22 protein-coding genes and 1 tRNA gene are annotated in these 25,773 nt (G+C 68.5%); 7 read left to right on the forward strand and 16 right to left on the reverse strand.

Features of this window, described 5'->3' with window-relative positions; genetic code table 11:
- The 6 genes from IHE47_RS04755 to IHE47_RS04780 form a co-directional block, all read right to left on the reverse strand.
- A partial coding sequence (locus IHE47_RS04755; protein ID WP_304625557.1) for an MraY family glycosyltransferase occupies window positions 1–490 on the reverse strand: 490 nt, incomplete at its 3' end.
- A 296-nt stretch (window positions 491–786) separates the two neighbouring features.
- Window positions 787–2,628: an SLC13 family permease gene (locus tag IHE47_RS04760; RefSeq protein ID WP_192104737.1), complete on the reverse strand. Its 1,842-nt coding sequence runs from the start codon at window positions 2,626–2,628 to the stop codon at window positions 787–789.
- 217 nt (window positions 2,629–2,845) lie between these two features.
- On the reverse strand, window positions 2,846–3,553 hold the full coding sequence (gene trmB, locus IHE47_RS04765) for a tRNA (guanosine(46)-N7)-methyltransferase TrmB (RefSeq protein WP_192104738.1): 708 nt from the start codon (window positions 3,551–3,553) through the stop codon (window positions 2,846–2,848).
- 222 nt (window positions 3,554–3,775) lie between these two features.
- Window positions 3,776–4,576 (reverse strand): thiazole synthase, encoded by an 801-nt coding sequence (locus IHE47_RS04770; RefSeq protein WP_192104739.1) that lies wholly within the window; start codon window positions 4,574–4,576, stop codon window positions 3,776–3,778.
- Window positions 4,577–4,643: 67 nt separating this feature from the next.
- The gene (gene thiS / locus IHE47_RS04775; protein ID WP_192104740.1) at window positions 4,644–4,844 is read right to left on the reverse strand and encodes a sulfur carrier protein ThiS; all 201 of its coding nucleotides are present in this window, start codon (window positions 4,842–4,844) and stop codon (window positions 4,644–4,646) included.
- A 66-nt stretch (window positions 4,845–4,910) separates the two neighbouring features.
- Window positions 4,911–7,052 (reverse strand): FecR family protein, encoded by a 2,142-nt coding sequence (locus tag IHE47_RS04780; RefSeq protein WP_192104741.1) that lies wholly within the window; start codon window positions 7,050–7,052, stop codon window positions 4,911–4,913.
- A gap of 242 nt (window positions 7,053–7,294) precedes the next feature.
- Here IHE47_RS04780 and IHE47_RS04785 point away from each other — a divergent pair.
- The 5 genes from IHE47_RS04785 (at window position 7,295) to IHE47_RS04805 (ending at window position 11,167) form a co-directional block, all read left to right on the forward strand.
- Window positions 7,295–7,368 (forward strand) — tRNA-Gly (locus IHE47_RS04785).
- 59 nt (window positions 7,369–7,427) lie between these two features.
- Window positions 7,428–7,895 (forward strand): RimK/LysX family protein, encoded by a 468-nt coding sequence (locus tag IHE47_RS04790; RefSeq protein WP_192104742.1) that lies wholly within the window; start codon window positions 7,428–7,430, stop codon window positions 7,893–7,895.
- Window positions 7,892–8,821, forward strand: a complete 930-nt coding sequence (gene rimK / locus IHE47_RS04795; RefSeq protein ID WP_192104743.1) for a 30S ribosomal protein S6--L-glutamate ligase — start codon at window positions 7,892–7,894, stop codon at window positions 8,819–8,821. The genes IHE47_RS04790 and rimK overlap by 4 nt, the downstream gene beginning before the upstream one ends.
- A 360-nt stretch (window positions 8,822–9,181) precedes the next feature.
- Window positions 9,182–9,868 carry a response regulator transcription factor gene (locus IHE47_RS04800; protein WP_192104744.1) on the forward strand — a complete coding sequence of 229 codons (687 nt, stop codon included), beginning with the start codon at window positions 9,182–9,184 and terminating at the stop codon, window positions 9,866–9,868.
- A 15-nt stretch (window positions 9,869–9,883) separates the two neighbouring features.
- A complete protein-coding gene (locus tag IHE47_RS04805) occupies window positions 9,884–11,167 on the forward strand; it encodes a HAMP domain-containing sensor histidine kinase (protein WP_192104745.1) in 1,284 nt (427 codons plus the stop codon).
- A gap of 92 nt (window positions 11,168–11,259) precedes the next feature.
- Here the strand turns inward: IHE47_RS04805 and IHE47_RS04810 are convergent, their stop codons facing one another.
- From IHE47_RS04810 to IHE47_RS04820, 3 genes are all read right to left on the reverse strand, one after another.
- Entirely contained in the window at window positions 11,260–11,694 is a 435-nt protein-coding gene (locus IHE47_RS04810) for a hypothetical protein (RefSeq protein ID WP_192104746.1), read from the reverse strand.
- Window positions 11,695–11,768: 74 nt separating this feature from the next.
- Complete coding sequence (locus IHE47_RS04815) at window positions 11,769–12,713, reverse strand: serine/threonine protein kinase (RefSeq protein WP_192104747.1); 945 nt, start codon at window positions 12,711–12,713, stop codon at window positions 11,769–11,771.
- Window positions 12,710–13,150, reverse strand: a complete 441-nt coding sequence (locus IHE47_RS04820; RefSeq protein WP_192104748.1) for a hotdog fold thioesterase — start codon at window positions 13,148–13,150, stop codon at window positions 12,710–12,712. The genes IHE47_RS04815 and IHE47_RS04820 overlap by 4 nt, the downstream gene beginning before the upstream one ends.
- 62 nt (window positions 13,151–13,212) lie before the next feature.
- Between IHE47_RS04820 and IHE47_RS04825 the strand changes: the two genes are divergently transcribed.
- The gene (locus IHE47_RS04825) at window positions 13,213–14,262 is read left to right on the forward strand and encodes a 2Fe-2S iron-sulfur cluster-binding protein (protein ID WP_192104749.1); all 1,050 of its coding nucleotides are present in this window, start codon (window positions 13,213–13,215) and stop codon (window positions 14,260–14,262) included.
- A gap of 79 nt (window positions 14,263–14,341) precedes the next feature.
- Here IHE47_RS04825 and IHE47_RS04830 read toward each other — a convergent pair whose 3' ends face one another.
- From IHE47_RS04830 to IHE47_RS04850, 5 genes are all read right to left on the reverse strand, one after another.
- Window positions 14,342–14,788 carry a rhodanese-like domain-containing protein gene (locus IHE47_RS04830; protein WP_192104750.1) on the reverse strand — a complete coding sequence of 149 codons (447 nt, stop codon included), beginning with the start codon at window positions 14,786–14,788 and terminating at the stop codon, window positions 14,342–14,344.
- Between the two features lie 86 nt (window positions 14,789–14,874).
- The gene (locus IHE47_RS04835) at window positions 14,875–15,285 is read right to left on the reverse strand and encodes a hypothetical protein (RefSeq protein WP_192104751.1); all 411 of its coding nucleotides are present in this window, start codon (window positions 15,283–15,285) and stop codon (window positions 14,875–14,877) included.
- A 79-nt stretch (window positions 15,286–15,364) separates the two neighbouring features.
- Window positions 15,365–15,826 carry a YiiD C-terminal domain-containing protein gene (locus tag IHE47_RS04840; RefSeq protein WP_192104752.1) on the reverse strand — a complete coding sequence of 154 codons (462 nt, stop codon included), beginning with the start codon at window positions 15,824–15,826 and terminating at the stop codon, window positions 15,365–15,367.
- A 41-nt stretch (window positions 15,827–15,867) separates the two neighbouring features.
- Window positions 15,868–17,571: a DUF885 family protein gene (locus tag IHE47_RS04845; RefSeq protein ID WP_225561634.1), complete on the reverse strand. Its 1,704-nt coding sequence runs from the start codon at window positions 17,569–17,571 to the stop codon at window positions 15,868–15,870.
- Window position 17,572: 1 nt separating this feature from the next.
- The gene (locus IHE47_RS04850) at window positions 17,573–18,787 is read right to left on the reverse strand and encodes a Xaa-Pro peptidase family protein (RefSeq protein WP_192104754.1); all 1,215 of its coding nucleotides are present in this window, start codon (window positions 18,785–18,787) and stop codon (window positions 17,573–17,575) included.
- A 136-nt stretch (window positions 18,788–18,923) separates the two neighbouring features.
- Between IHE47_RS04850 and IHE47_RS04855 the strand changes: the two genes are divergently transcribed.
- Window positions 18,924–19,625: an AraC family transcriptional regulator gene (locus tag IHE47_RS04855; RefSeq protein ID WP_192104755.1), complete on the forward strand. Its 702-nt coding sequence runs from the start codon at window positions 18,924–18,926 to the stop codon at window positions 19,623–19,625.
- Between the two features lie 447 nt (window positions 19,626–20,072).
- Here IHE47_RS04855 and IHE47_RS04860 read toward each other — a convergent pair whose 3' ends face one another.
- Both IHE47_RS04860 and IHE47_RS04865 read right to left on the reverse strand, forming a co-directional pair.
- Window positions 20,073–22,364 (reverse strand): prolyl oligopeptidase family serine peptidase, encoded by a 2,292-nt coding sequence (locus IHE47_RS04860; RefSeq protein ID WP_192104756.1) that lies wholly within the window; start codon window positions 22,362–22,364, stop codon window positions 20,073–20,075.
- Between the two features lie 124 nt (window positions 22,365–22,488).
- Window positions 22,489–25,650: a TonB-dependent receptor gene (locus IHE47_RS04865; protein ID WP_192104757.1), complete on the reverse strand. Its 3,162-nt coding sequence runs from the start codon at window positions 25,648–25,650 to the stop codon at window positions 22,489–22,491.
- Window positions 25,651–25,773: the final 123 nt, after the last annotated feature.

The raw sequence follows: 25,773 nt of genomic DNA on the forward strand, positions 1-25,773 counted from the left end.
GGCCGCCAGCGAGGCCATCAATACCGTCCATCATATTGAAGGCATTAACCAAGCCGATTACGGCGACCACGGTAAGAGGAATGCCAAGCCAGCCCAAGGCCAAATCATGGTTGAACAGTCGCCCTAGGCTATGGATATAGACACCCGTGGCGCCGATCATGATGAGGATGGCCGTGGTTTGTGCCACTAGGCGCGCGCGAACACTGAGATCATGCCTATCGTCGAGTGCCCCGACCAGAACCAGTATGGCAGACGTGGCAAGCAAAACCTTTGTGAAGAAGTGGAGTTGGTGGGCGACAAGTGCACCCGCCAAGACGCCTGCGAAGATAGCTAGGCCGCCGACCAACGGTACGGCGCCTGCATGCAACTTACGGTGGCCAGGGTGGTCGAGCAGCCCCAGCGGCTCCGCGTATCTACGCAACACGAGGATAGCTACGAGCGAAGCAACGGTCGCCGCCAGAGAAGCGACAAGCATTCCGGTGTCCAACATGGTGCGTGACTCCTTGTGACCCGTGCGCGCTCGCCCCTTAAGTAATTGGCGCGAATTGGTCCCCTGAACCCTTAGCATTGTCACATGAACCGTGCATCCGTCACCAGCGGTGGAGATGGACATTCAGGGCGAGTGCGGCAGGACAGTTTTTCTTGATTTAACTACTGATTTGTGTCGGATTCTGCTCATTTCCCTGTACCTATCCAAAACAGCAGAGCCTTGAAGAATCGCGTGCGCAGCCTGAGCCGCAGTGCGGTTGCCTGCCCTCATGCCAGACCATTGTTGCTGGATGGCGTTCAGCGGAACAACAGGTTGATCGACACCAGGGTGACGATCAGCATCACCAGTGTCAGCGGCGCGCCCACGCGCAGGAAGTCCTTGCCACGGTAGCCGCCGGGGCCGGTGACCATCATCAGCGCAGGGTGGCCGGAGCTGAGCAGGAAGGTGTTGGACGAGGACACGGCCACGATCAGCGCGTAGGCCGACGGGTTGCCGCCGGTGGCCACCGCCACCGAGATCGCGATGGGCACCATCATCACCGTGGCGCCCACGTTGGACATCACCTGCGAGAACAGCAGGGTCAGCACGGCGAGGGTGAGCTGCAGCACCCATGGCGAGGCATGGCCGAGGTAGTGCAGCACGTACTGCGCCAGCCACGCGGCGGTGCCGGTGGCGTCCATCGACCAGCCCAGCGGGATCAGGCAGGCGGTGACGAAGATCGTCTTCCAGTTGATCGCCTTGTACGCCTCGTCCATGTTCAGCACGCCCGACAGCAGCATGCCGATGGCGCCGCACATCATCGCCACCGAGAGGTCGAGGTTGGTGAACAGGGCGAGGCACTTGGCGAGCACGAAGAAGCCCACCGCCTGCCAGATCTTGCCGGGGCGCTGTTCTTCCTTCGGGATGTCGGTGACCACCACCAGGTCGCGGTCTTCCGCCGCCAGCGAGAGGTCGCGCCAGGTGCTGTGCACCACCACGGTGTCGCCCGCGCGCAGGGTCACCGCGCGCACGTCGTCGCTCAGCACCTGGTCGCCGCGGTTCACCGCCAGCACCGAGATGCCGAAGCGCTTGCGCAGGCGCAGGTCGCCCACGGTCTGCTTGATGAAGCGCGACACCGGCGGGATCACCACCTCGGAAATGCCCGCGCGCGTCGGGTTGAACAGCTCGCCCAGCTGGCGCATGCGCGTGGACAGCTTGCACAGCTGGTTGTTGGCGAAGCGGTTGAGCTGTTCGCGCGGGCCCAGCACGCCCAGCACCGAGCCCACCCAGATCACCAGGTCGGCCGGAGGGGCCATGCGCGATTCGTTGCCGCTCTTGATGGCGAGGATCAATGGCGCGTCGTGCAGCTGTTCGGCCTCGCCGATACTCATGCCCACCAGCGGGCTTTCGGCGGTGACGGTGAGCTCGGCGGTTTCGCCGGCGATGCCGTAGGTGTCGGCGAAGTAGCTCTCGGTGCGGCCGGGGGTCACCTTGAGGCGTTCGTCCTCGTGGCCGGGCAGCAGCTTGCGGCCGAAGAAGTAGAAGTAGCCGATGCCCACCGCCGCCAGCGCGAGGCCGGCCGGGGTCACGCTGAACAGGCCGAACTTGGGAATGGTGTGCGCGCCGGGCAGCAGGTTCGCGTTCGCGCTGGCGATCAGGTCGTTCAGCACGATCAGCGGCGAGTTGGCGATCAGCGTGGTGTTGGTGGCGGTGAGGATGCAGAACGCCATCGGCAGCAGCAGCTTCGACAGCGGTACGCCGGTGCGCGCGGACAGGCGGCTGGATACCGGGATCATCAGCGCGGCCAGCGCCTGGCTGGGGATCACCGCGCTGAACAGGCTGGCCATGATGTTGATGACCAGGCCGAGGCGCGACTCCATGCCCTTGGCCAGCTTCATCACCATGTGCGCGGTGAGGTTGAGCACGCCGGCGCGGTCCAGCCCTTCGCCCATGATCATGATCGCGATGATCGCGATCACCGCGTTGCCGGCGAAGCCGTTGAACACGCGGTCGGAAGGGATCACGCCGGTGAGGCCGATCACCACCACCACCAGCAGGGCCACCATGTCGGCCCGGATCCATTCCAGCACCAGCATCAGCATGGTGAAGCCCACCAGCCCGAGCACCAGGATCATTTCGGGGGTGAGCGCGAGCGGCATCAGCACGCTCCCCGGCGGGGCGTCGAATCGTGGGGTGGCAGTGGCGAATTCACGCTGCGGCGCTCGTCCCTGGCTGGGTCGGGCAAGTATAGGTGGCGAGGTGCAAGGGCTGGTGAATTGCGGCCCATGCGCGGCGCGTTTTTTGTAGGAGCGCCTTGTGCGCGATGGCTCTGGATGTGCGGTCAGAGCCGAAAGCCATCGCGCACAGGGTGCGCTCCTATGGGTGGCTCGCGTTGCGGCGGTAGAGCAGGTCCCACACGCCGTGCCCCAGTTTCAGGCCGCGCCGCTCGAAGTGGGTCTCGATGCGCCATGCCGGCTTCTCGGCGTATTGCCCGGGCGCGATGGCATTGCGCCAGTCGGGCGAGGCCTCCATCACCTCGAGCATGTGCTCGGCGTAGGGCTGCCAGTCGGTGGCCAGGTGCAGCAGGCCGTCGGGCGCCATGCGCGAGGCGAGCAGGGCGACGAAGCCGGGCTGGATGATGCGGCGCTTGTTGTGGCGCTTCTTGTGCCAGGGGTCGGGGAACCAGATGCGCGCCTCGGCCAAGGTGCCGGGGGGGATCTCGTTCTCCAGCACCTCCACCGCGTCGTGCTTGTACAGGCGCACGTTGCGCGCATCGCGTGCGGCCAGCGCGTTCATCAGCCGGCCCACGCCGGGGCCGTGGACCTCGATGCCGAGATAGTCGCGCGCGGGGTCGTGCTCGCTGGCCCACGCCAGGGCCTCGCCGTTGCCGAAGCCGATCTCCATCACCAGCGGTGCCTTGCGGGCGAAGCGCGTGGCGTAGTCCTGCGCGTTGCCACCGTAGTCGATGCCGAAGCGAGCCCAGTGTTCGTCGAAGGCGCGCTGCTGCGCCGGCGTCATGCGGCCTTCGCGCAGCACGAAGCTGCGGATGCGGCGGAGGTGGTCGGGGGGCGTGGCGTTGGTCATGGCTGGCGTAACACTGTCGAGTGAATCCCTCTCCCTCCGGGAGAGGGTGCCCGAAGGGCGGGAGAGGGTTCGGGCGGAGCGAATCGTTGGTGACTTGCGCAAGACTTCAGCAGCGCGCTCCGGCCGAACCCTCTCCCCCAGCCCCCTCTTCCTCGCTCCTCAAAGCAGGGCCATCCATGGCCCTTCTCCGCGTCCGGAGGGAGAGGGGAGTCTTGTTGCGGATCAGGCTATGGTGCCGTCGATCGGGCTGGAGGCCGAGGCGTAGCGCTTGCGCGGGATGCGGCCGGCCTTGAATGCAGCGCGGCCGGCCTGGATCGCCAGCTTCATCGCATGCGCCATCAGCACCGGGTCCTTCGCGCCGGCGATGGCGGTGTTCATCAACACGCCGTCGCAGCCCAGTTCCATCGCCACGGCTGCGTCGGAGGCGGTGCCCACGCCGGCATCGACGATGATCGGCACCTTGGCGTTCTCGACGATTTCCAGCAGGTTGTAGCGGTTCTGGATGCCCAGGCCCGAGCCGATCGGCGCGGCCAGCGGCATCACCGCCACGCAACCGATCTCCTCCAGCTTCTTCGCCAGGATCGGGTCGTCGCTGGTGTAGACCATCACGTCGAAACCGTCGGCGACGAGGATCTCGGCGGCCTTCAGCGTTTCCACCACGTCGGGGAACAGGGTCTTCTGGTCGCCCAGCACTTCCAGCTTCACCAGCTTGTGGCCGTCCAGCAGCTCGCGCGCCAGCTTGCAGGTGCGCACCGCGTCCACCGCGTTGTAGCAGCCGGCGGTGTTCGGCAGCAGGGTGAATTCGTCGGGCGGCAGCGCGTCGAGCAGGCTGGGCGCGTTGGCGTCCTGGCCGATGTTCACGCGGCGGATCGCCACCGTGACGATTTCCGCGCCGGCGGCCTGCGAGGCCGCGCGTGTCTCGTCGAAATCCCTGTACTTGCCGGTGCCGGTGAGCAGGCGCGAAGCGTAGCTGGTGCCGGCGATGACCAGCGGATCGGTGACGTCTAGGGTCTTGAGGTTCATGGGGATGCCTTGCAGGGGCGACGCCAGGCGGGTACGTCGCGGGGATGCGGGAAACGGACGCGCGCGATCACCCGCCGCCAATGGCGTGGACGATCTCGACCTGGTCGCCTTCGGCGAGCGCATGGCTGGCGTGCTGGCTGCGCGGCACGATTTCGCGGTTCAGCTCCACCGCCACGCGCCGGCCGCCGTAGCCGGCGGCCTCCAGCAACTGGGCGACGGTGGTGGAAGGGGCGCAATCGCGCGGTTGGCCGTTGAGCGTGATCTGCATGCGGCCATTGTAGCCGCTGGCGGCGACCTGCTCCCGCCCTGCATGCAGGGCGGGAGCCTTCGAGCCTCAGTGCTGTTGCTCGTAGTTGCGCGGCGGCGCCTTGTCCGACGACTCGACGTGCTTTTGCGAATGCTGCGGCTGCGCGGCGGGACGCGGGGCTTCATAGCGCTGCTGTTGCTGCGGCTGGTACGGCCGGACGAGTTCGCTTGGCGGCTGGTAGGCCGGCCGCGGCTGTTCGAAACGCTGCGGGGCCTGGTTCTGCGGCTGGTAGGCCGGTTGGCGCGACTGCATGCTGGCCGGCGCGTTGTTGTTCCCGGCGGGCACGTAGCGTTGCGGCGCGGGTTCGAGCCGCGGTGGCTGCGGCAGGGTGTTGGCCGGTCGCTGGTCGCGATAGTCGGGCTGCGGGCGCGGCGCCTGTTCCGGGCCGGAGATGTAGCTCACGCCCGGGCGCGGCTGGGTCTCGGCGGGCGAGGCGCGGCGGATCGGCTCGACGCTGGGCAGGCTGCGCCCGCCCGCGTTCGTGTCCGGACGCACGAAGCGGGACGAGGGCAGGGCATTGGCCGGCGGCGCCGCAGGTTCCATGCCGCGTGCGTTCGGCAGGTTGGCGTTCGGGCCGGGCACTGGGCGTGGCTGCATGGACGCGCGGTTTGCACCGGCTTGCGTGCCCAGCACGCGCACGTTGCCGAACGCGGGCGCCGGGTTCGCCCGTGCCGACGGCAGCGAGGCCGGCGGCGGCGTGCGCGCCACCACGTTGCGGCGGAAGTCGGCGGTGGGCAGCGGGCGCATCCGCGGGTTGAGCGGTTGCGCCACGCCGCGCGGGGTCGGGCGCAACGCGGTCACGCCGGCGGCCATCACCGGTGCGGCGGCGAGCTGGCGTGGATCGACGCGCAGCATGTCGCGCTGCACGCGCTGGCCGCCCGCGAAGGCCGCGCCGGGCATCGCGGTGAAGCCACGCGGCGCGCCGCGGTTCGCGTAGTTGATGCCCTGCGGCGCGCGGCCTGCGCGGTAGGCGTTGTACTGGTTGTCGATGTTGCCGATCACCGTGTTGCGGTACATGCCGTTGTGCACGTAGATGTTGGCGGTGTTGACGCGCTGGTAGTACGCGCGGTCGCAGCGGTACCAGGGGTTGTAGACCTCGCCCGGGCCCAGCGGGAACCAGCCCACCGGCGCGCCGCCGCCGATGCCGGCGGACACGCTCCAGCCGCCACCGCCCACGAAGGCCACCAGCGCAGGCGCGTACACCGGGCGGGTCGCCCGGGGGCCGGGGATCCAGCCCCAGGCGCCGCGGATATAGGCCCAGCGCCCGTAGTGGTACGGCGCGAAGCCCCACGGCGAATCGTCCACCCAGGTCCAGCCCCACGGCGCGATCCAGGTCCAGTGGCCGTTGCGGTACGGCGCCCAGCCCGCGGGCACCTGGCTGGGGTACCAGACCGCGCCGTAATCGGGCGAGTCCTGCCAGTTGCCGTACTGGTCCAAATCCTGGTAGCCCACCACGTCGGCGGACACGTAGCGCGTGGCGTCGGACTGCGCATAGCGCTGGTCGCGCTGGCTGCACCAGGCGTCGAAGTCGTCGCCGCCGCCGTAGTCGCCGATCGAGAGCGTCGCCAGCGTGGGGTCGTCGAACTGGTAGCTGCGGCCCGCGAACACGTCGCGCTGCGCGTTGTTCTCGCCGTACACCGTGGCCTGGCCGTCGAACACGACGACACGCGTGCCGTTGCCGCCGTTGTCCACGTCGATGCGGTAGGTGCCGGGCTGGTTCACCACCAGCGCCAGCGTGGGCGTGTCGATCTCGTAGCTCTGGCCCTGGTCGAGGTTGCGCACGCTGAGGTTCAACGTGCCCTGGGTGAGCTCCACCTGCGCGAGGTTGTCGTTGAGGTTGAGCATGCCGAAGTCGGTGCCGCCGTCCATGCGCAGGCTGGCGCCGCCCAGTTCCAGTTCCGCGCGCGCGCCGTCGCCGGTGGCGAGGCGGTCGCCGGTGGCCAGCGGCCGGTTGAGGTCGGCGGCGGCCCAGTCCTGGCTGCCCGCCGGCAGGAAGCCGAGGTCGCCGGCGCTGTAGGACAGGCGCGCCACGCGGTCCGGCGGCGCGGTGCCGTCGCCATCGTCGGCGGATTGCGCCTGGGCCAGCGTGGCCGCGGCGCACAGGAGCAGTACGGCCAGCGGCCGCCAGCCGGGGCGCCATGAAGCAAGCAGAGGGGCAAGCACACGCATTGGATTCTCCTGTTTCCTGTGTAGCGCGGACCAGCATGGCACGGATGCCAGGCACGCCGCGCGGCGTGCATCGGTGGCGCGATTATGCCTACGGCAGGGATTAGGGCCGGCTTAGTTTCCGCGACTGCAACGGTGGCGATTCAGCGGACGGATACCGATCGTCGGGCGACGGTTCATGCGCGGGCCGCGGCTCGGCGATTCCCACCGCGGCGTTTCCCGGGTTACCATCCGCGGACCGATGCGCGGGTGTAGCTCAATGGTAGAGCTGTAGCTTCCCAAGCTACTGACGAGGGTTCGATTCCCTTCACCCGCTCCAGCCATCCAGGCGCGGCATCGGTCCGACCCATCGCCACCCCAGCGAGCGCGACCACACCGATGACCGATCCGGCTACCTCGAGTCCGATCGTGCTGGGCTGGCGTGAACGACTGGCGTTGCCGCAACTGGGCATCGCCCAGCTCAAGGCCAAGCTCGATACCGGCGCGCGCAGCAGCGCATTGCACGTGGAGACGCTGGACAGCTTCCTGCGCGATGGCGCGGTGTGGCTGCGTTTCACCGTGCGTGCCGGCCGGCAGGCGTCGCCCGCGGTGAGCTGCGAGGCGCAGGCGCTGGACCGGCGCATGGTGACCGACACCGGCGGCCACCGCACCGAGCGCTGGTTCATCCGCAGCGAGATCCTGCTGGCGGGGCGCCGCTTCGAGGCCGACATCAACCTGACCGATCGGCGGCACATGCTGTTTCCCATGCTGCTCGGCCGCAGCGCCCTGCACGGGCGCTTCGTGGTCGATCCCGCGAACGCCTACACCCAGCCAAGATGGCCGCCAGCGGCCACGGACCGCCCATGAAGATCGCCATCCTCTCGCGCAACGCGCGCCTGTACTCGACCCAGCGGCTGGTGGAGGCGGCGCGCGCGCGCGGCCACGTGGTGCGCGTGCTCGATCCGCTGCGCTGCTACGTGCGCATCGCGCCCGGCGACGTGGCGATCCGCTACAAGGGCAAGCCGGTGCGCGAGCTCGACGCGGCGATCCCGCGCATAGGCACGCAAAGCACGTTCTACGGCACCGCGGTGCTGCGCCAGTTGGAGATGATGGGCGTGTACACGCCCAACGGCTCCGACGCCGTGCTGCGCGCGCGCGACAAGCTGCGCAGCCTGCAGATCCTCGCGGCGCAGGGCATCGCCATGCCGGTCACCGTGTTCGGCGACAACCCCGACGACACCGAGGACCTGCTCGCGATGCTGGGCGAGCCACCGCACGTCATCAAGCTCAACGAGGGCAGCCAGGGCACCGGCGTGGTGCTGGCGGAAAAGCGCAGCGCCTCGCGCAGCGTGATCGAGGCCTTCCGCGGCCTGTACGCGAACTTCCTGGTGCAGGAGTTCATCGCCGAGGCGAAGGGCTGCGACCTGCGCTGCTTCGTGGTCGGCGGCAAGGTGGTGGCGGCGATGCAGCGCGAGGCCAACGCGGGTGACTTCCGCGCCAACCTGCATCGCGGCGGCAGCGCGGTGGCGGTGAAGCTGAGCGCAGCGGAGCAACGCATCGCCGTGCAGGCCGCCGATGCGCTGGGGCTGGGCGTCGCCGGCGTCGACCTGCTGCGCTCCGACCGCGGTCCGCTGGTGCTGGAGGTGAACGCCTCGCCCGGGCTGGAAGGCATCGAGGCCGCCACCGGCGTGGACGTGGCCGGCGCGATCGTCGAGCTGCTCGAGGCGCAGGTGGGCAGCGCGAAGCGTGCGACGGCAGGGCGAACGCGGCATGAACGCCGCATGCGTGGTTAACCGGGTCCTAACCCCCGGACCTCTATAACGACGGTGCTGTCGCTGCCCGATGCGTGCCGCAAGGTCTGCAGCGGTGCATGGCGGTAATACGGGACGAGCCCTGAATCCGGATGTGGCGCCAGGCGCCACATCCGTTTTTTTATGGGGTTCAAGGAAGCCCTGATTTTATTCATCATTCCGGCGAAGGCCGGACAAACGCATGGCGCGCGGAACGCCCGCAGGGGCGCGTGCAGCGAGTCATCCGGAACAAGGGAAAGCCGTGACATTCAGGCTGTGGCGGGTTTCCCACGGGTTTCGTTCGGCGCGAATGTTAAGCTTGCCGCTCGGGCCGGCCACGCCGGCGGCATGGCGGAGTGACGCATGCGCGTACTGGTGATCGAAGACAACAGCGATATCGCGACCAACATCGGCGATTATCTGGAAGACCGCGGCCACGTGGTGGACTTCGCCGGCGACGGCGTCACCGGCCTGCACCTGGCGGTGGTGCACGATTTCGACGTGATCGTGCTGGACCTCACGCTGCCTGGCCTCGACGGCCTGGAGGTGGCGAAGAAGCTGCGCCACGAGGCGCACAAGCAGACGCCGATCCTGATGCTCACCGCGCGCGATGCGCTGGAGCAGAAACTCACCGGCTTCGAGTCCGGCGCCGACGACTACATGACCAAGCCGTTCGCGCTGCAGGAGCTTTCCGCGCGCCTCGAAGTGCTGGCGCGCCGCGGCAAGGGCCCGCAGAGCCGCGTACTCAAGGTGGCCGACCTTACCTTCAACCTCGACACGCTCACCGTGAGCCGCGCGGGCAAGGCGATCCAGCTCAACCCGATCGGCCTCAAGCTGCTGCAGGCGCTGATGGAAGCCAGCCCCTCGGTGGTGACGCGGCAGGACCTGGAGCAGAAGGTGTGGGGCGAGGAGCTGCCCGACTCCGATTCGCTGCGCGTGCACATCCACGGCCTGCGCGCGGCGATCGACAAGCCCTTCGACAAGCCGCTGATCCACACGCGGCACGGCATCGGCTACCGCATGGTCGAGCCGGATGCAGTGCAGGCTTGACGCAGTCCCAGCCTGATGCAATCACGCCGCAAGCTCCGTTTCCGCCTCGTCCTCTCCTTCGCGCTGTTCGGCTTCGGCCTCAGCGCGTTGTTCGCCGTGGCTTCGTTGTACGTGCGTGCCAAGGTGGAGGACCAACTGGTCAACGCCAGTCTGCAGAACGACGTGGACCAGGCGGTGGACAACGCGATCTACCATCCCGACCAGGACTTCCATTCCGAGTTGATCGAGGGGTGGGTGAAGAGCGATCGCACGCTCTACAAGATGCCCCTGGCCTGGCAGAACCTCGGCAGCGGCGTGCATGACATCTATGAGACCGACACCAAGGGCCGGGCCAGGCACTACAAGCTGGCGGTGCGGCGCAAGGACGGAATCATCGGCTTCACCCGCTACGACATCAGCCGCGAGGACCTTGGCAAACGCCAGCTGATCACCGCGCTGATCGCCGTGGTGGTGATGTTCAGCCTGCTCTCGCTGGCCATCGGCCTGTGGCTATCGCGCAAGGTGCTGAAGCCGGTGACCCAGCTCGCGCAGCGCATCCGCGATTTCCGCAAGGCCGGCAAGGCCGAGCCGCTGTCGCAGCATTTCGCCGACGACGAGGTGGGCGAGTTGGCGCGGGCGCTGGACGATTATTCGGCCCGCCTCACCGCGATGGTGGAGCGCGACCGCGAGTTCAACTCCGACGTCAGCCACGAGCTGCGCACGCCGCTGGCGGTGATCGCCAGCACCACCGAACTGCTGCAGGGTTCGCCCGACCTCACGCCCAAGCTGGCCGAACGCCTGAAGCGCATCGAGCGCGCCTCGCGCCAGGCCACCGAGCTGATCGAGGCGCTGCTGCTGCTGTCGCGCGCCGAGCGCCGCGGCCCCACGCGCGGCGAAACCACCGAGGTGGCCAAGGTCGCCGCCGACGTGATCGAGAGCCAGCGCCCGCAGGTGCGCGGCAAGCCGATCGAGATCGAGCTGGCAGCGCGCGAGCCGCTCAGCGTCAATGCGCCGGCCTCGGTGTTGTCGGTGGCGCTCACCAACCTGATCGGCAACGCGATCAAGTACACGCTGGAAGGCACGGTGCGCGTCGAAGTGGGCGCGGGCCGCATCGAGGTGATCGACACCGGCCCCGGCATCAAGCCCGAGGACGCCGAGAAGCTGTTCCAGCGCGGCGTGCGCGGCGAGGGTGCGGGCGGCAGCGGCGCGGGCCTCGGTCTCGCCATCGTGCGCCGGCTGTGCGAGCTCTACGGCTGGCAGGTGGCCATGCGCCCGCGCAGCGACGCCAACGGTGCGATCGCCAGCATCGTGTTCGGCTGAGGCTTCCGCAGGAGCGCACCCTGTGCGCGAATGCTCCTGGCTCTGATCGAAGTATCAGAGCATTCGCGCACAGGGTGTGCTCCTGCACGTGGTCAGCGCAGCTTCAAGACCAGCCACGAGAGCAGCGCGAGCAGGTTGATGCCGATGTGCGAGGCCGCGGGCCCGCCGACGGCGAGCACGAAGCCCTGGCTGGCGAAATGCGAAGCCAGTCCAAGATGCGGGGGCAGGTGCAGCGTGGCGAACACGTTGACGTAGCCGCCGCAATGCAGCGCATAGGTGAAGACCGGCGTGGCGACCAGCGGCAACTGCAGCAGCTGCGCCCAGCCCGACCAGCGCACGCCGCGCTCGCTGTTCTCCAGCAGCGACACGCCCGCTACCAGCACGAAGGCGTACAGCGCCAGCCCGATCAATGCGACCACGCTGTCGCCGGCGCGGAATGGCAGCAGGCGGTACAGCATCAGGATCATGCCGTAGCAACCACCGGCCACTTCGAGGATGCCGATCAGGCGGAACAGGATGGGGCGCACGCGTTTGTCTCGCTCGAAAAAAGGGGGAGCTTAGGCCATCGGCGCGAAACGCGCGCTGTCTTGCGCGATGCCGGTCATTCCAGCGCGTCGGCAAGCTCGTGCAGGTCGGCGATGTGCTCGTCCCACCAGCGTGCCTCGGCCGCGAACGGGAACGCCGCCGGGAAGGCGGGGTCGTGCCAGCGCTGGGCGATCCATCCCGCGTAGTGCAGCTGGCGCATCGCGCGCAGCGCGGGCACCAGCGCGAGCTCCGCAGGATCGAAGTCGCGCAGCTGGGCGTAGCCGTCCAGCAGCGCGTGCATCGCCGCGTCGTCGCTGGCGAGCATCCACAGGTCCTGCACCGCGGGGCCCGTGCGCGCGTCGTCGAGGTCGACGAAATGCGGACCGGCGTCGGTCCACAGGATGTTGCCGGGGTGGCAGTCGCCGTGCAGGCGCAGGCTGCGCACCGGGCCGACGGCGGCCAGGCGCGCGGCAACGGCGTCGTCCAGTCGTTGCGCCGCGTTGCGGTAGGCGCCCTGCAGGTGCACGGGCAGCAGCGACGAGGCCAGCACGGCCTGCATCGGCTGCGCGACCATCGCGGCGCGGTCCAGCGTGCCGCGATGCGCGAACGGGCGGCGCGCGCCCACTGCATGCAGGCGCGCGAGCAGGCGGCCCAGCCATTCCAGCTGCTCGCGCGACTCCAGCGCCGGCGCGCGGCCGCCATGGCGCGGCGCCAGCGCGTAACGGAAGCCGCCGTGGTGCAGCAGGCTGCGGCCGTCGAACAGCAGCGGCGCCACCATCGGCACCTCGTCGCCGGCCAGCTCCTGCGCAAACGCGTGCTCCTCGAGGATGGCCGCGTCGCTCCAGCGGCCGGGGCGGTAGAACTTCGCGATCACCGGCGGCGCATCCTCGATGCCCACCTGCCACACGCGGTTCTCGTAGCTGTTGAGCGCGAGCAGGCGGCCGTCCGGCCACAGGCCGCAGGCGCTGGCGGCGTCCAGCACGAGGTCGGGCGTGAGCCGGGCGTAAGGGGCGGTGTTCAACGCGATGCCACTGCCCCGGCCGGCACCACCGCCATGGTGATGCGCGACATGCACACCAGCTTCCCGCGTTCGTCCTCGATGCGGATTTCCCACACCTGGGTGCTGCGGCCGAGGTGCAGGGCCTTCGCGGTGCCGGTGACGAGGCCTTCGCGCACGCCGCGCACGTGGTTGGCGTTGATCTCCAGCCCCACCGCGCGGAACTGCGCCGGGTCCAGCGTGAGCATGGCGGCGGTGCTGCCCAGCGTTTCGGCCAGTGCCACCGAGGCGCCGCCGTGCAGCAGGCCGTAGGGCTGGTGGGTGCGGGCGTCCACCGGCATGGTGCCGCGCAGCCAGTCCTCGCCGATGTCGGTGATGCGGATGCCCAGCACCTGCATCAGCGTGTCGGCGCTCCATGCGTTGATGCGCGAAAGGTCGGTTTCCTGCTGCCAGATGGCCATGGTCATTCCTCGTGGACAGGCATGCATTGTCGGCCGGGGAGCATCGCGGCGACAATGTGCGCGTGTTCACCGTCACCCTGCAAAGCAGCGGCCGTCGCTTCGACGTGGCCGCGGGCGAAACCGTGCTGGAGGCCGCGCAGCGCGCCGGCATCGCCTTGCCGTATTCGTGCCGCGCGGGCGTCTGCGGCAGCTGCAAGGCCACCCTGCTGGCCGGCCGCTGCGAGTACCCGCGCAACCCGCCGCTGGCGCTGGATGCGGACGAGCGCGCCCATCGCGCCGTGCTGCTGTGCCAGGCGGTGCCGGCCAGTGACCTGCTGCTGGAGGCGCGCGAGGTGGCCTCGGTGGAGGACGTCGCGCGCCGCCGGCTCACCGTGCAGGTGGCCAGCAAGCGGCTGCTGGCGCCCGACGTCACCGGCCTCTACCTGCAACCCGCGGACGGCGAGCCGCGCCTGCAGTGGCTGCCGGGGCAATACCTCGACGTGCTGCTGGAGGATGGCCGGCGCCGCTCGTTTTCCATCGCCGGCGGGCCGCAGGCGGACGGCAGCATCGAGCTGCACGTGCGCCATGTCGCGGGCGGTGGCTTCACCTCGCAGGTGGCCGGTGCGCTGGCCGTGGGTGACGCGCTGCGCATCGAGGCGCCGCTGGGCACCTTCGTGGCGCGCGAGGATTCGGAGCGGCCGATGGTCTTCGTGGCCGGCGGCACCGGCATCGCGCCGGTGAAGGCCATCGTCGAGCACTTCATCGAGCTCGGCACGCGCCGCGCGATGGACGTGTACTGGGGCGTGCGCCGCGCGGCGGACCTGTACCTGCTGCCGCAGATCGAGCAATGGCAGCGGCGCGCGCGGCAGTTGCGCTTCCACGCGGTGCTGTCGGAGGAAGGGCTGGCGTCGGGCCTGCGCGTGGGGCTGGCGCACGAGGCGGTGCTGGCCGACCATGCCGACCTCTCGGCGCACGATGTCTACATGAGCGGGCCGCCCGCAATGATCGACGTGGCGCGCCATCGCTTCGTGGCGGCGGGCCTGCCGGAAGAGCGGCTGTACTACGACTCGTTCGAGTACGCGCCGGACGTGCTGGCGCAGATCATCGCCGCGCGGGCGGGTTTCCACCCGTAGGAGCACCCTGTGCGCGATGGCTCTGATGCCCGATCAGAGCCAAAGCCATCGCGCACAGGGTGCGCTCCTACCGCATTCCTCATTTGTTGCCCTTGGCCACCGGCAGTTGCGCCTGCTGCCAGGACAGCACGCCGCCGCCCAGGGTATAGACCTTCTGGAAGCCGGCCTTGACCAGCCGCTGCGCGGCCTTGGCCGAGTTGCCGTTGCCGTCCTTGTCCATCACCACCACCGGCAGTTCCCTGGCCTTGGCCAGGTCCTTGTTCTCGGGGTCGAACTGGCTCATCGACACGTGGCGCGCGCCGGGCACATGCATCTTCTCGAAGTCGGTGATGGCCGAGAGGTCGATCAGCAGCGGGTTGTCGCGGTTGATGATCTGGGTGAGGCCGGCCGGCGTCAGCACCTTGGTCTTGCTGAACAGCTCGCCGAGCTGCACCACGATCAGGGCGGCCAGCAGGACCGCGAACAGCGCGGCCAGCGCCACGTGGTTGCCGATGAACTGGGGCAGCTTGTGCAGGAAATCTTGCATGTCGGTTCCACGGGCGCGACAGCCGCGCCGTTGCGTTCAAACCGGCGATTATAGGCGATCCGGGCGCCTGTCCCGCCCCGGCAGGCTCAGTCCTGGTCCAGGTCCGGCGGCCCGCTCTCCAGCCACCAGTGCTTGGCCTTCTCGTCGTAGCGCCAGAGCTGGTGCACGACGATGCTGCGCTCGGCCTGGGTGTGGTTGTTGATGAAGCTGATGCGCACCGTCTGCTTCACCTCGTGGTCGTTCAGCGCCACCGGGCCGGAGCCGTCGTCGTAGTCGCTCACGCGCACCTGCTGGTAGCGCTGCAGGTCGAAGTCGGTGGGCGGGTGCGCCTTGAGCACGTCGGGGTCGACGAACTGCAGCGCGCTCTGCAGGCCGCTCCAGCGCACCGCGCCGGCGTAGCCGTTGAGCGTGGTGACCAGGCTGTCGTTGCGGACGTTCTGCGTGCAGCCGGCGAGCAGCACGACGGCGATGGCGAGTGTAGGCAGGATGCGGCGCATGGACGTTCTCCCCGGAGACCCGTGCATTCTGCGGTGGCGGGAGCGCCGCTTCAATCGCGGTATCCGGAGTCCGGGGCTGCTATCGCCCGGGTTCCTTGGCCACGAAGCGCGCGGACAGCGTGGCGGCGGGCTTGCCGTCCGCGCCGGGCACGCTGCATGCCACCTCGATGCGCGCCTTGCCGCGGGCTTGCAGGGTGTCGAAGAAGCTGGCCCAGTCCGCGCCCGCGGCGAGCCGCGCCTCGGCGTGGAAGTCCGCCCACACCGGTTGCAGGTAGCGCACGGTGGACTCGCCCACGAAGACGTCGCAGTGGTGGCCGCGCGCGCGCAGCGCGAGTTCCGCCAGGCCCCAGCCGGTCAGCGTCATCAGGCTCACCAGGCTGCCGCCGAAGGCGCAGCCCTTGTCGTTGACGTTTGGCGCCAGCGGCGCGCGCAGGGCCAGCCGGTCCTCGTCGTGGGCCAGCAGTTCGAGCTCCATCGCCCGTGCCAGCGGGATCTTGTCGCGGATGAAGCGGATCAGGTCGGAAGCGTCGTGGTCGGTCATGCGCCGGATTGTAGTGCGGTGCATGCCGCGGCCAGGTCGTTTCAGCGCGTCGCCGGCCAGGGCGAGCGTCCGCCGCCGGCGACGAAGCGTTCGGTCACGAGCCCCAGCACCGGCAGTGGCACGGGACCGGGCGCGAGCACGGCGTCATGGAAGGCGCGGATGTCGAAGCGCCCGCCCAGCGCGCGTTCGGCCTGCGCGCGCGCGTCGAGGAAGGCCAGTTGGCCGAGGTAGTAGGACAGCGCCTGCCCGGGCCACGCGATGTAGCGGTCCACCTCGGTGCCGATCTCGTGTTCGGCCAGCGTGGTGTGCTCGCGCAGGTACGCGCAGGCTTCGTCGCGGCTCCAGCCGCCGTGGTGCAGGCCGGTGTCCACCACCAGCCGGCAGGCGCGCCACATCTGGAAGCCGAGGTAGCCGAAATGGTCCCACGGCGTTTCGTACAGGCCCATCTCCACGCCGAGGCGCTCCGAGTACAGCGCCCAGCCTTCGGTGTAGGCGGAGTTCTGCGCCTGGCGGCGGAACGGCGGCAGGTCCTCGCGTTCGGCGGCCAGCGGCATCTGCAGCGCGTGGCCGGGCGCGGCTTCGTGCAGGGTCAAGGCAGTGAGTGCGTAGAGCGGTCGCGCCGGCAGGTTCCAGGTGTTGACGAGGTAGTAGCCCGCGCCGCCGCGGCCGAAGGTGCTGCTGGGCGCCAGTTCGTCCGGCACCGGCATGATCTCGAAGCGCCGGCGCGGCAGCCGGCCGATCCATTGCCCGAGCACGCCGTTGACGCGGTTGGCGATCCACGCGGCCTGCTTGAGCAGTTCGTCGGCGCTCTTGGCGTAGAAGCGCGGATCGCTGCGCAGGTAGTGCTGGAACGCGGCGAAGTCGCCCTTGAAGCCGGTGTCGCGGATGCAGCGGTCCATCTCCGCGTGGAGCTTCGCCACCTCGTCGCGGCCCAGCGCGTGGATCGCCTCGGGGCCGAGGTCCAGCGTGGTGAACTTGCGGATCTGCGCGCGGTAGTAGTCCGCGCCATCGGGCAGCGCGCCCGCGGCAAAACTGGAACGGGCCTGCGGGATGTATTCCCCGCGCATGAAGTCGAGCAGGCGCGCATGCGCCGGAATCACCGCGTCGCGGATCGTGCGCAGGGCCGCTTCGCGCAGGCGTGCCTGCGCGGCGGGCGCGATGTTCGACGGCAACCGGCGCAGCGGCGTGAACAGCAGGTTGCTCTCGTCGCCCGCGTGGACGATCGCAGCGATTGAGGTCTCGTGGCCGCCCAGCGAAGTGCGCGGCAAGCTGAAGCCGCGCGCGAGGCCGGCGCGCATGTTGGCGATGTTCCCGGCGAACCAGCGCGGGATGTCGTCGAGCAGGCCGAGGTAGCGCTCCGCGTCGGCGAGGTCGTGCAGTGGCCTGCGCGCGGTGTAGCCGAGGTTGCTCCAGAACGCGCTGTCGCTGGTCAGCGGCATCTGCCAGCTGCGGAAGCGCTGGTCGTCGTGCAGGCTTTCGACCTGGTGGCGATGGACGGCGAGGTTGATCTTGTCCTCGGCCTCCAGCGCGTCGGCGTCGAGGCGATCCAGCGCGTGCAGCGTGTCGGCCCAGCGCCGTTCGCGCGTCGCCTGCGCATCCGGATCGACGCGTGGCAGGTGGTCGGCGGGCAGGGCGTCGTTGTCTTCCTCGTCGGCGCCGGCGAACTCGCGCCGGCGCCACGCCCATTCGCGCGCGCAGATCGCGCGCAGGCGGCGGGCGCTTTCGTCGTGGCGGGCGTGTGGCATGTCAGGCGAACGGCTGGTCGATGGCGGGCGAGGGCTCGGTGAACCATCGTGCGCCATCTTCGGTGACGTGGAAATGGTCTTCCAGCCGCACGCCGAAGCGTTCCGGCACCACGATCATCGGCTCGTCGCTGGCGCACATGCCGGGCGCCAGCGGCGTGGCGTTGCCGCGCACTAGGTAGGGCGTCTCGTGGATGGCGAGGCCGCAGCCGTGGCCGGTGCGGTGCGGGATGCCGGGCAGGCGGTAGCCCGGGCCCAGGCCGGCGCGTTCCACCACCGCGCGGGCGGCGGCGTCCACGGTTTCGCAGCGCACGCCGGGGCGTACGGCCTCGAAGGCAGCGCGTTGCGCGGCCTGCTCCAGCTCCCAGATGCGCTCCACCTCGCCGTCCACGCGGCCGAAGGCGTAGCAGCGGGTGATGTCGGAGTGGTAGCCCTGCACGGTGCAGCCGGTGTCGATCAGCACCAGCTGGTCCTCGTCCAGGTGCTGCTCGCCGGGCAGGCCGTGCGGATAGGCGGTGGCGTGGCCGAACTGCACGATGCAGAAGGTGGAGCCGTTGTCCGCGCCCAGTGCGCGATGTGCCTCGTCGATGAAGCGCACCAGTTCGCGGTTGCCGATGCCGGCATGCAGGATGCGTGCGGCCAGCCTGTGCACGTGCAGGGTCATCGCGGTGGCCTGCCGCATCAGCGCCAATTCGGCCGGTGACTTGCACATGCGGCAGCCGTCGATGATGGCGCTGGCATCAGCCGGCGATTGGCCGGCCATCGCGTCGCGCAATTTCGTCGTCACCGTGTAGGGTGCGGCGGGGTCGAGCGCCAGGCTGTGCGCCCGGCGTTCGCGCAGCGCGGCGGCCACCAGCGCTTGCGGATCCTCGTGCTCCTCCCATGTGCGCACGTCGGCCGGGATGCGCAGCACGGCGGCCAGCGAGCCGGTTTCGAACGCGGGGCACACCACGATGGGCTGGCCGTGCGCGGTGAGCAGCAGGGCCACCAGCCGCTCGCTGGCGCCCCAGGGCACGCCGGTGAAGTAGCGCAGCGAGGCGCCGGCGGTGACCAGCAGCGCGTCGATGCCGGCGGCGCGCAGCAGCGCACGGGCGCGTTCGATGCGGGCCTGGTGTTCGTCGGCGCCGATCGGCGCGGCGCGACCGGGCCATGGCGCGAACATCGCACGCGCGGCGGCGCGGTCGAGGCCGCCGACCTGTCGGGAAGAGGGAGTGTCCATGCCGACATGATCGGTGCCTCGACGCGTCGGCCGCTAGGTCGGCCTGCCGCCGGAAGATGCGGAATTCGGCATAATGGCCGCCGCCGCCGCGAGCCTTTGCTAGCGTGCCTCCCCACTTCCATTCGCCGGATTTGCCATGGACGTGAAGCTTTCGGCCGAGGACATGCAGACGCTGTTCGACGCGTTGCCCGACGTCGTGTTCTTCGTGAAGGACCGCGCCGGCCGCTACACGCACGCCAACCTCACCCTGGTGCGCCGGTTGCGGCTGAAGCGGCGCGAGGAGGTGATCGGCCGCAGCGTCGCCGAGCTGTTTCCCAGCACGCTGGGCAGTTCCTATGCCGCGCAGGACCGGCGCGTGCTGGCGGGCGAGACCATCGCCAACCAGCTCGAAGTGCATTTGCTGCCCAATCGCGCGCCGGGCTGGTGCATCACCTGCAAATACCCGCAGCGCCAGCGCGGCGAAGTGTGCGGCGTGCTCGGCATCTCGCGCGACCTGCGCCATCCCGACGGACGCCACCCGACCTACCCGCGCCTGGTGCGCGCGATGGAATACCTGCAGTCGCACTACGCCGAAGGCGTGCGCGTGGCCCAGCTGGCGGCGCTGGCCGAGGTGTCGGTGGCGCAGCTGGAACGCCATTTTCGCAACGTCTTCCAGCTCACCCCGCAGCAGGCGCTGACCAAGCTGCGCATCGACGCCGGGATGCGCCTGCTGCGCGGCGCGGGCAGCGTGGCCGACATCGGCCTGGCCTGCGGCTTCACCGACCAGAGCGCGTTCGCGCGCCAGTTCAAGGCCACCGTGGGCATGACGCCGCGCGAGTTCCGCAGCTTGCATGGGTGAGCAGGTTTGCTCCTCCCCCTGCTTGCAGGGGGAGGTTGGGAGGGGGTGAAACCTTGCGAAAGACGCTCATGGATTGCTTTCGCAAGCGCCTGACCCCACCCCCAGCCCTCCCCTGCACGCAGGGGAGGGAGACAGCACATGGCACGACTGGGACTCGACGCTAAGGAAGATCTGAATAACCGGTTTTCTGCTCGTCATTCTGGCGAGGAGCTTCACAACAGCCGAAGGCTGGTCAAGCCGGAATCCAGTGCCTCTGCTTTCAAGGAGATACAGGCACTGGATCCCAGCTTTCGCTGGGATGACGAGCAAAATCGACGAGCAAAATCAGAGCTTCCGGAGCTGCTCTGCGCACCATGCACTTGTCCGGCCTGGCCGGGATGGCGGGCAAAAAAGGCCGCCCACGAAGGGCGGCCGGAAGGGAACCCTGGCACGCACCTGCATCAACCATCAATCGAACGGCCGCATCCGGTAATCCTCCGGCGGCTGCTCGCGCAGCAGGTTTTCCACCAGGAAGTCCCAGCGGCGGCGCTGGTAGTAGGGCACGTTGTCCAGGAAGTGGTCGGCGTTGGGCACGGTCAGCATCTGGAAATCCTTGTTCGCCTTCATCAAGGCGTCCACCAGCCGCAGCGATTCGGACGGCGGCACGTTGTTGTCCACTTCGCCGAACGCGACCATCAGCCTGCCGCGGATCCTGTCCACCTGGCGGATGTTGGAATTGGCCGCGTAGCTGGCGTCCAGCGTGCTGCCCAGCCACTGTTCGTTCCAGTCCGCCTTGTCGATGCGGTTGTCGTGGTTGCCGGAGGCGGCGACGCCGACCGTGTAGAAATCAGGGTAGTCCTCCAGCGCGCGCACCACGTCGTAACCGCCTGCGGAGAAGCCGTAGATGCCGACGCGACCGGCATCGATCCACGGATGGCTGGCCGCCATTTCGCGGATGCCGGCGACGTGGTCGTCCAGGCCCACGGCGTGCAGGTTGCGGTAGGCCGGTTGCTGGAAGGCGCGCGAGCGCCCGGCGGTGCCGCGCCCGTCGATCATCAGCGCGACGGCACCGAGCTGCGCCATCGCCTCGTCGTTGCGCGCGGCCAGCGCCGCCTCGAAGGACTTGGGCGTCATCACGTAATGCGGGCCGGTGTACACGTCCTCGATCACCGGATAGCGCTTCGCCGGATCGAAATCCGCCGGCAGGTAGTACGCGCCGTAGATGCGCGTCTTGCCGTCCGCCGCGGTCGCCTCGAACGGCTGCGGGAAACGGTAGCCGGCGGCGAGGAAGGCGCTGGCATCGGCGTGGTCCAGTTGCATCACGATGCGGCCGTCGCGGGTGCTGCGCAGCACGGAGCGCGTGGGCCGGTTGACCAGCGACATGTTGTCCACGAAGTAGCGGCCGTCCGGCGATACCGAGACGTCGTGGTTCAGCGGCTCGGGCGTGAGCAGCCGCAGGTGGCTGCCGTCCATCGCCGTCGAATACAGCGCGCACAGGTAGGGGTCGAGGCCCGGCTCGCGGCCACTGCCGGCGATCAGCAGGCGGCCATCCGCATGGTCGATGCCTTCCACGCCCCACGCGCGCCATTGGCCCGAGGTGATGGCGCGTCGATGCGAATCGCCGTTGCCGTCGATGGCGTACAGCTGCTTCCAGCCGGTGGCGTCGTCGCTCCAGTAGTTCGTGCCGGTCTTGTCGTCGTAGTACCAGGAATGGGCGTAGGTATCGACGTAGGTATCCGAACGGTTTTCCGCGATGGAACTTGCCGCGCCCGTGGCGGCGTCGATGCGGTACAGGTCCATGGCCTTGTCGCCGCGCATGGGCACGCGCTCGAACAGCGTCGTGCCGTCGCGGCTCCATGCGAAGCCGGGGCCGCCGTAATACAGCACGGGTTCGGGCGGCAGCTGCATGGCGATGCGCTTGCCGGAAGCCACGTCGAAGACCATGCCCTGCGCGCGCGGCACGATCGTGTCGCCGGCCATCGGGTACACGTAATCGAATACGCGCGGCTTGCCGTCGCCGGGCGGCGTGGATTGCACCAGCGCCATCCGGCGCGCGCCCTGAGTGTCGAGCCGGTAGGTGGCGATGCGCCTGGAATCGGGCGACCACGCGATGTCCGCCGGCAGCGCGGGATGCTCGCTGTCCGCGGCGATCATCAGGCTGGGGTCGATCACCGGCGTGGCATACGGCGCATCGGGCGTGCCGTCGGCGGTCAGCGCCCTGGTGCTGCCGTCCTTGCCGTCGATCACGAACAGGTTGCCGTCGCGTACGACGGCGCGCCATCGGCCATCGGGCGATGCCACGCCGTCTTCCTCCGTGACGCTGGCCAGTGCGTTGGTCGTCGGCGCGTAGCGCCAGTGCCTGCCGCCGGCATCGAAGCGCAGTTCGCCCGTGTGCTCGTCCACCTGCAAACCGCCCAGGCGGAAATCCTTGCGCGAAACGGCCTTCACCCTGGCCTTGCCCAGCGCATCGGACAACTTCGCCTGATCGAACAGCGGACGCATGACGCCACGCGCTGGATCGACATAGACGTATTCGCGCCCATGGCGCGTGTGCTTCACGAACCAGAAGCGTGCGCCGTCGCCTATCCATGTCGGACGCACGCTCAGGTCGAAAACCAGCTCGCCGATGTGCTGCGGCAACACGGCCTCGGCCCTGGCGTAAACGGACGCGGGCATCGCGTTCGTCGTGGTTCCGGTAGCCGCCGATGCGGCGCCCGCCGCCAGCATCGCCAGGAAAAGTGCCGTGGAAATCTTGCGCATCGTCGTTTCCCGTATCGAAAAGCAGACGCAGGGTTGCGTGTAAAAAAAGCCACCCGGGACGGGTGGCGGATGGGGAAAGTGGTGTGTGCGGCGGAAGTTCCGTTTCCGCCTGCACGGGTCTGCATCAGTAGTCGTAGGTCACGCCCAGTTGCACCCAGCGCGGAGCTTCCAGCCGGTAAGGCATCAGGTACCACGGGTTGGGTACGCCTGGTCCCCAGTTGACTGCGGACTGGTCCATGACGGACTTCTGTTCGTTGAACACGTTGTGTACCTGGAACTGGAAATCCAGCTTGTGGGCGGCGAAGGCCGGGCGGTAGTCCAGTTGCAGGTTCAACTGGTGCGTCCACGGCGTGCTGCCGTTGGCGCCCGGCGGCGAGGGGACGCCGTTGCACCAGTGGTAGCTGCTGCCGTAGCCACCCGGGTCGTCGGCGGCCGTGCCGTAGCCGGAGAGCGGTCCGTAGTAGCCGAGGCAGGTCAGTGGCGTGCCGGAGGCGATGTCGTAGGTGCCGCCCACGCTCCATTCCGGCGTGATCTGGTACGAGCCGTAGATGCGCAGGTGGTGGCGCTGGCTGTTGGCCTGGTCGCCGTTGGCGTACTGCATGATCTGCGGGAAGTCCCATGCGGCGGTGCCGGATTGCGACTGGCCGCCCCGGAACGTCGTGGTCGATGTCGGGCCCTCGTAGTTGCCGTAGCTGCGCGCAAAGATGTAGTCGATCTTGCCCCACCACTTGCCGTCGAACGGATGCTCCAGGTACATGTCCAGCGCGTAATAGCGGCGCTTGAGCTGCGGCATCAGGAAATCGGCCCACGGAATCTTCACCTGGCTGTAGCCGCCGCTGCCGTTCGGCACGGTGATCGTGTTGGCAACGCCCGGATTGATCAGGACGGTGCCGACGTAGTCGTTCGGGTTGCTGCTGACGGTAACGCCTTGCGCCGCAGCCGCCTGCAGCAGGATGGGCATGTCCTGCACGTTCTGGCCGCTGTCCCAGTCGTCGATGGCGCGGCCCATGCGGTTCACGGTGCCGCTCACGCCGTACACCCAGCTCTGGTCGAGCATGTGGAACTGCTGCTGCAGGCCCAGCACGAACTGATCCACGTACTCGGCCTTGAGGCTCTGCGCATCGGCCGTCTTGGGGTTGGCCATCTGGCCGTTCCAGCCGTTGGGGTAATAGATGCCGCCCGGCAAGGTATTGGGGGTGATCTGCTGGGTGGTCGGCGAGCCGTTCCACAGCGGGATGCCGGTGGGCCCGATGCCGTTGTAGAGGTAGTACTGCTGCGTATCCAGCGGGGCGCCGCCCATCGTCAGGGCCACCGATGTGGGCATGGCGAGGTAGTAGCGGCCGGCATTGCCGTACACCTTCATGCTGGAGTCGCCGAACACGTCCCAGCTGACGCCGAGGCGAGGTGCCCACTGCGGCTTGGTCAGGCGCAGGAACGCCGCGCCAGCGGGGTTGTAGTTGGTGAACTGGTCGTTGCGCAGGCCGAGGTTCAGCAACAGGTTGGGCGTGACCTGCCAGTTGTCCTGGATGTACTGCGCACGCTGCTTCACGGATACGGTGGAATCCTGCGAATACGATCCCTTGACCGCGAAGCAGCTGAAGGCCACGCCCGAGATGGTGCAAGGCGTGCCCGGCCCCACGTAGTAGCCGTTGGCGTTCAGGGCATTCGCGCCGGGCTGGTAGGCCTGGTAGTCCCACGTGTAGCCGGGGCCGCCCGTGATGGAGCCGTCCTGCCGGTCGACGTCGTTGTCGTTGTCGATGCCGAACAGGAGGTCGTGGTCGCCCAGCTTCCAGTCGAGGTCGATGCGCAGGTTGCGCACTTCGGAGCTGTGCTGGGGGTTGCTCAGGCTGCCGGTGCCGTAAAGGTTCTCGTAGGGCGTGCCGCTGGCCGGCAGGTAGGCCGGGTTTTCGTTGTTGATGTCGTAGATCGACGGCAAGGTCATGCCTTGCGCCGCCGCCGGCGAAGCCGCCGGAATCTGGTAGTAGTACTCGCCAGTCATCTTGCCGAACATGGCGTTCAACGTCAGGTTGTCGGTGATGTACGAGGTGTACTTCAGGATGTCGATGTCGAACGTGGTCTTGTAGCGCCAGCCCTGGTACAGGAAGTCGCCATTGGTGTGCGTGCCGTAGTCGTAGACGTAGGTCTGCGACGGATCGTTGGAGGTCTGGTTGCGCACGCCCGTGAACGACAGGATGTTGCTGTCGTTGATGTTCCAGTCCAGCTTGGCGTAGAGCTTCGGGTCGCTGTCCTTGTTGTAGGACACGGTGCTCGGGGTACCCGGATAGCTGAGGGCGCCGACGCCGTGGCTTTGCGACTTGTTCGCCTCGTACGACACGAACATGAAGAGCGTGTCCTTGATCAGCGGGCCGCTGATGTAGGCGTCATACACCGTGTTCCAGCTGCTGTTGCGGCGGTAGTACCCGTAGATCTGCCCCGGCTTCTGGTAGGGGTAGATGTTGGCCGGGTTGGCGTAATAGAGGTTGTCCTTGGAGCCTTCAAGGAACGATGGTTCCCACAGCGCCTGACCGCCGAAGTGCCAGTCGTTGGTGCCGCTCTTGCCGATCTGGCTGATCACGCCGCCGGCCGAGCGGCCGTACATCGCGCCGTAGCCGCTGGTCAGCGTCTGTTGCTGGTCGATGGATCCATACGGCAGCGTGATGCCGCCGGTGTTGCTGAGCGGGTCGGAGGTGTTGAAGCCGTTGATGTAGTACGCGTTCTCGACGATGGATGCGCCGTTGACCGAGATCACCGGCTCACCCGTGGGGCCGCTCCAATACTCCGAGCCGGCGATGGTGCCCGGCGCCAGCAGGGCGATGGCCGCGGAGTTGCGCGCCACCGGCAGCTGGGTCAGCTGCTTGGCCGTGATGGTGGTGTTCTGCGTGGTGGAGGTCACGTCGATCGGGGGCAAGGCGTTCGCCGTCACCGTGACCGTGCTCAGCGACTTGGCGTCACCGTGCTGCACGAAGTCCGCTTCGGACGCGCCGCCGGCGGCGGGGCTGACGTGGTCGTGCGATTCCACTACCGCACCGCCCTGGATCAGGCTGACCGTGTAGTCGCCGACCGGAACGGTGATCGAGTAGTGGCCGGTGTTGTCCACCGGCACGGTGCGGTTGAAGCCCGAGCCGCCGGTGACCTGCACGGTGGCGCCGGACGCGGGCGCGTTGCCGAAGATGGTGCCGGTGGTGGCCTGTGCGAATGCCTGGCCGGTCACGCCGGTGGCGGCGACGATGGCCATGGCCAAGGCCGTGCGGCGCAATGCCGAGGCGCGTACGCGATCGGATTTCATGACGTTCATGAGCTGTGAGAACTCCCCGTGAAAGACTGGTTTTCCCCGAATGCACGAAACGTGGCATCCCCATGCCAGCGCGACGTCGGTCGCGGCATTCGGAAGAAAAAGGATTGTTTCGAA

Source organism: Rhodanobacter sp. DHB23 (assembly GCF_014842975.1).
Taxonomy (GTDB): domain Bacteria; phylum Pseudomonadota; class Gammaproteobacteria; order Xanthomonadales; family Rhodanobacteraceae; genus Rhodanobacter_A.

Bases quoted from the DNA above. Each gene is read 5' to 3' on its own strand.
- IHE47_RS04865 (WP_192104757.1), bottom strand. From the start codon at position 25,650: ATGAAATCCGATCGCGTACGCGCCTCGGCATTGCGCCGCACGGCCTTG.
- IHE47_RS04780 (WP_192104741.1), bottom strand. From the start codon at position 7,052: ATGCGTGTGCTTGCCCCTCTGCTTGCTTCATGGCGCCCCGGCTGGCGG.
- IHE47_RS04805 (WP_192104745.1), top strand. From the start codon at position 9,884: ATGCAATCACGCCGCAAGCTCCGTTTCCGCCTCGTCCTCTCCTTCGCG.
- IHE47_RS04845 (WP_225561634.1), bottom strand. From the start codon at position 17,571: ATGCCACACGCCCGCCACGACGAAAGCGCCCGCCGCCTGCGCGCGATC.
- rimK (WP_192104743.1), top strand. From the start codon at position 7,892: ATGAAGATCGCCATCCTCTCGCGCAACGCGCGCCTGTACTCGACCCAG.
- IHE47_RS04840 (WP_192104752.1), bottom strand. From the start codon at position 15,826: ATGACCGACCACGACGCTTCCGACCTGATCCGCTTCATCCGCGACAAG.
- IHE47_RS04830 (WP_192104750.1), bottom strand. From the start codon at position 14,788: ATGCAAGATTTCCTGCACAAGCTGCCCCAGTTCATCGGCAACCACGTG.
- IHE47_RS04835 (WP_192104751.1), bottom strand. From the start codon at position 15,285: ATGCGCCGCATCCTGCCTACACTCGCCATCGCCGTCGTGCTGCTCGCC.
- IHE47_RS04855 (WP_192104755.1), top strand. From the start codon at position 18,924: ATGGACGTGAAGCTTTCGGCCGAGGACATGCAGACGCTGTTCGACGCG.
- IHE47_RS04800 (WP_192104744.1), top strand. From the start codon at position 9,182: ATGCGCGTACTGGTGATCGAAGACAACAGCGATATCGCGACCAACATC.
- IHE47_RS04820 (WP_192104748.1), bottom strand. From the start codon at position 13,150: ATGGCCATCTGGCAGCAGGAAACCGACCTTTCGCGCATCAACGCATGG.
- thiS (WP_192104740.1), bottom strand. From the start codon at position 4,844: ATGCAGATCACGCTCAACGGCCAACCGCGCGATTGCGCCCCTTCCACC.
- IHE47_RS04850 (WP_192104754.1), bottom strand. From the start codon at position 18,787: ATGGACACTCCCTCTTCCCGACAGGTCGGCGGCCTCGACCGCGCCGCC.
- IHE47_RS04770 (WP_192104739.1), bottom strand. From the start codon at position 4,576: ATGAACCTCAAGACCCTAGACGTCACCGATCCGCTGGTCATCGCCGGC.
- trmB (WP_192104738.1), bottom strand. From the start codon at position 3,553: ATGACCAACGCCACGCCCCCCGACCACCTCCGCCGCATCCGCAGCTTC.
- IHE47_RS04860 (WP_192104756.1), bottom strand. From the start codon at position 22,364: ATGCGCAAGATTTCCACGGCACTTTTCCTGGCGATGCTGGCGGCGGGC.
- IHE47_RS04760 (WP_192104737.1), bottom strand. From the start codon at position 2,628: ATGCCGCTCGCGCTCACCCCCGAAATGATCCTGGTGCTCGGGCTGGTG.
- IHE47_RS04790 (WP_192104742.1), top strand. From the start codon at position 7,428: ATGACCGATCCGGCTACCTCGAGTCCGATCGTGCTGGGCTGGCGTGAA.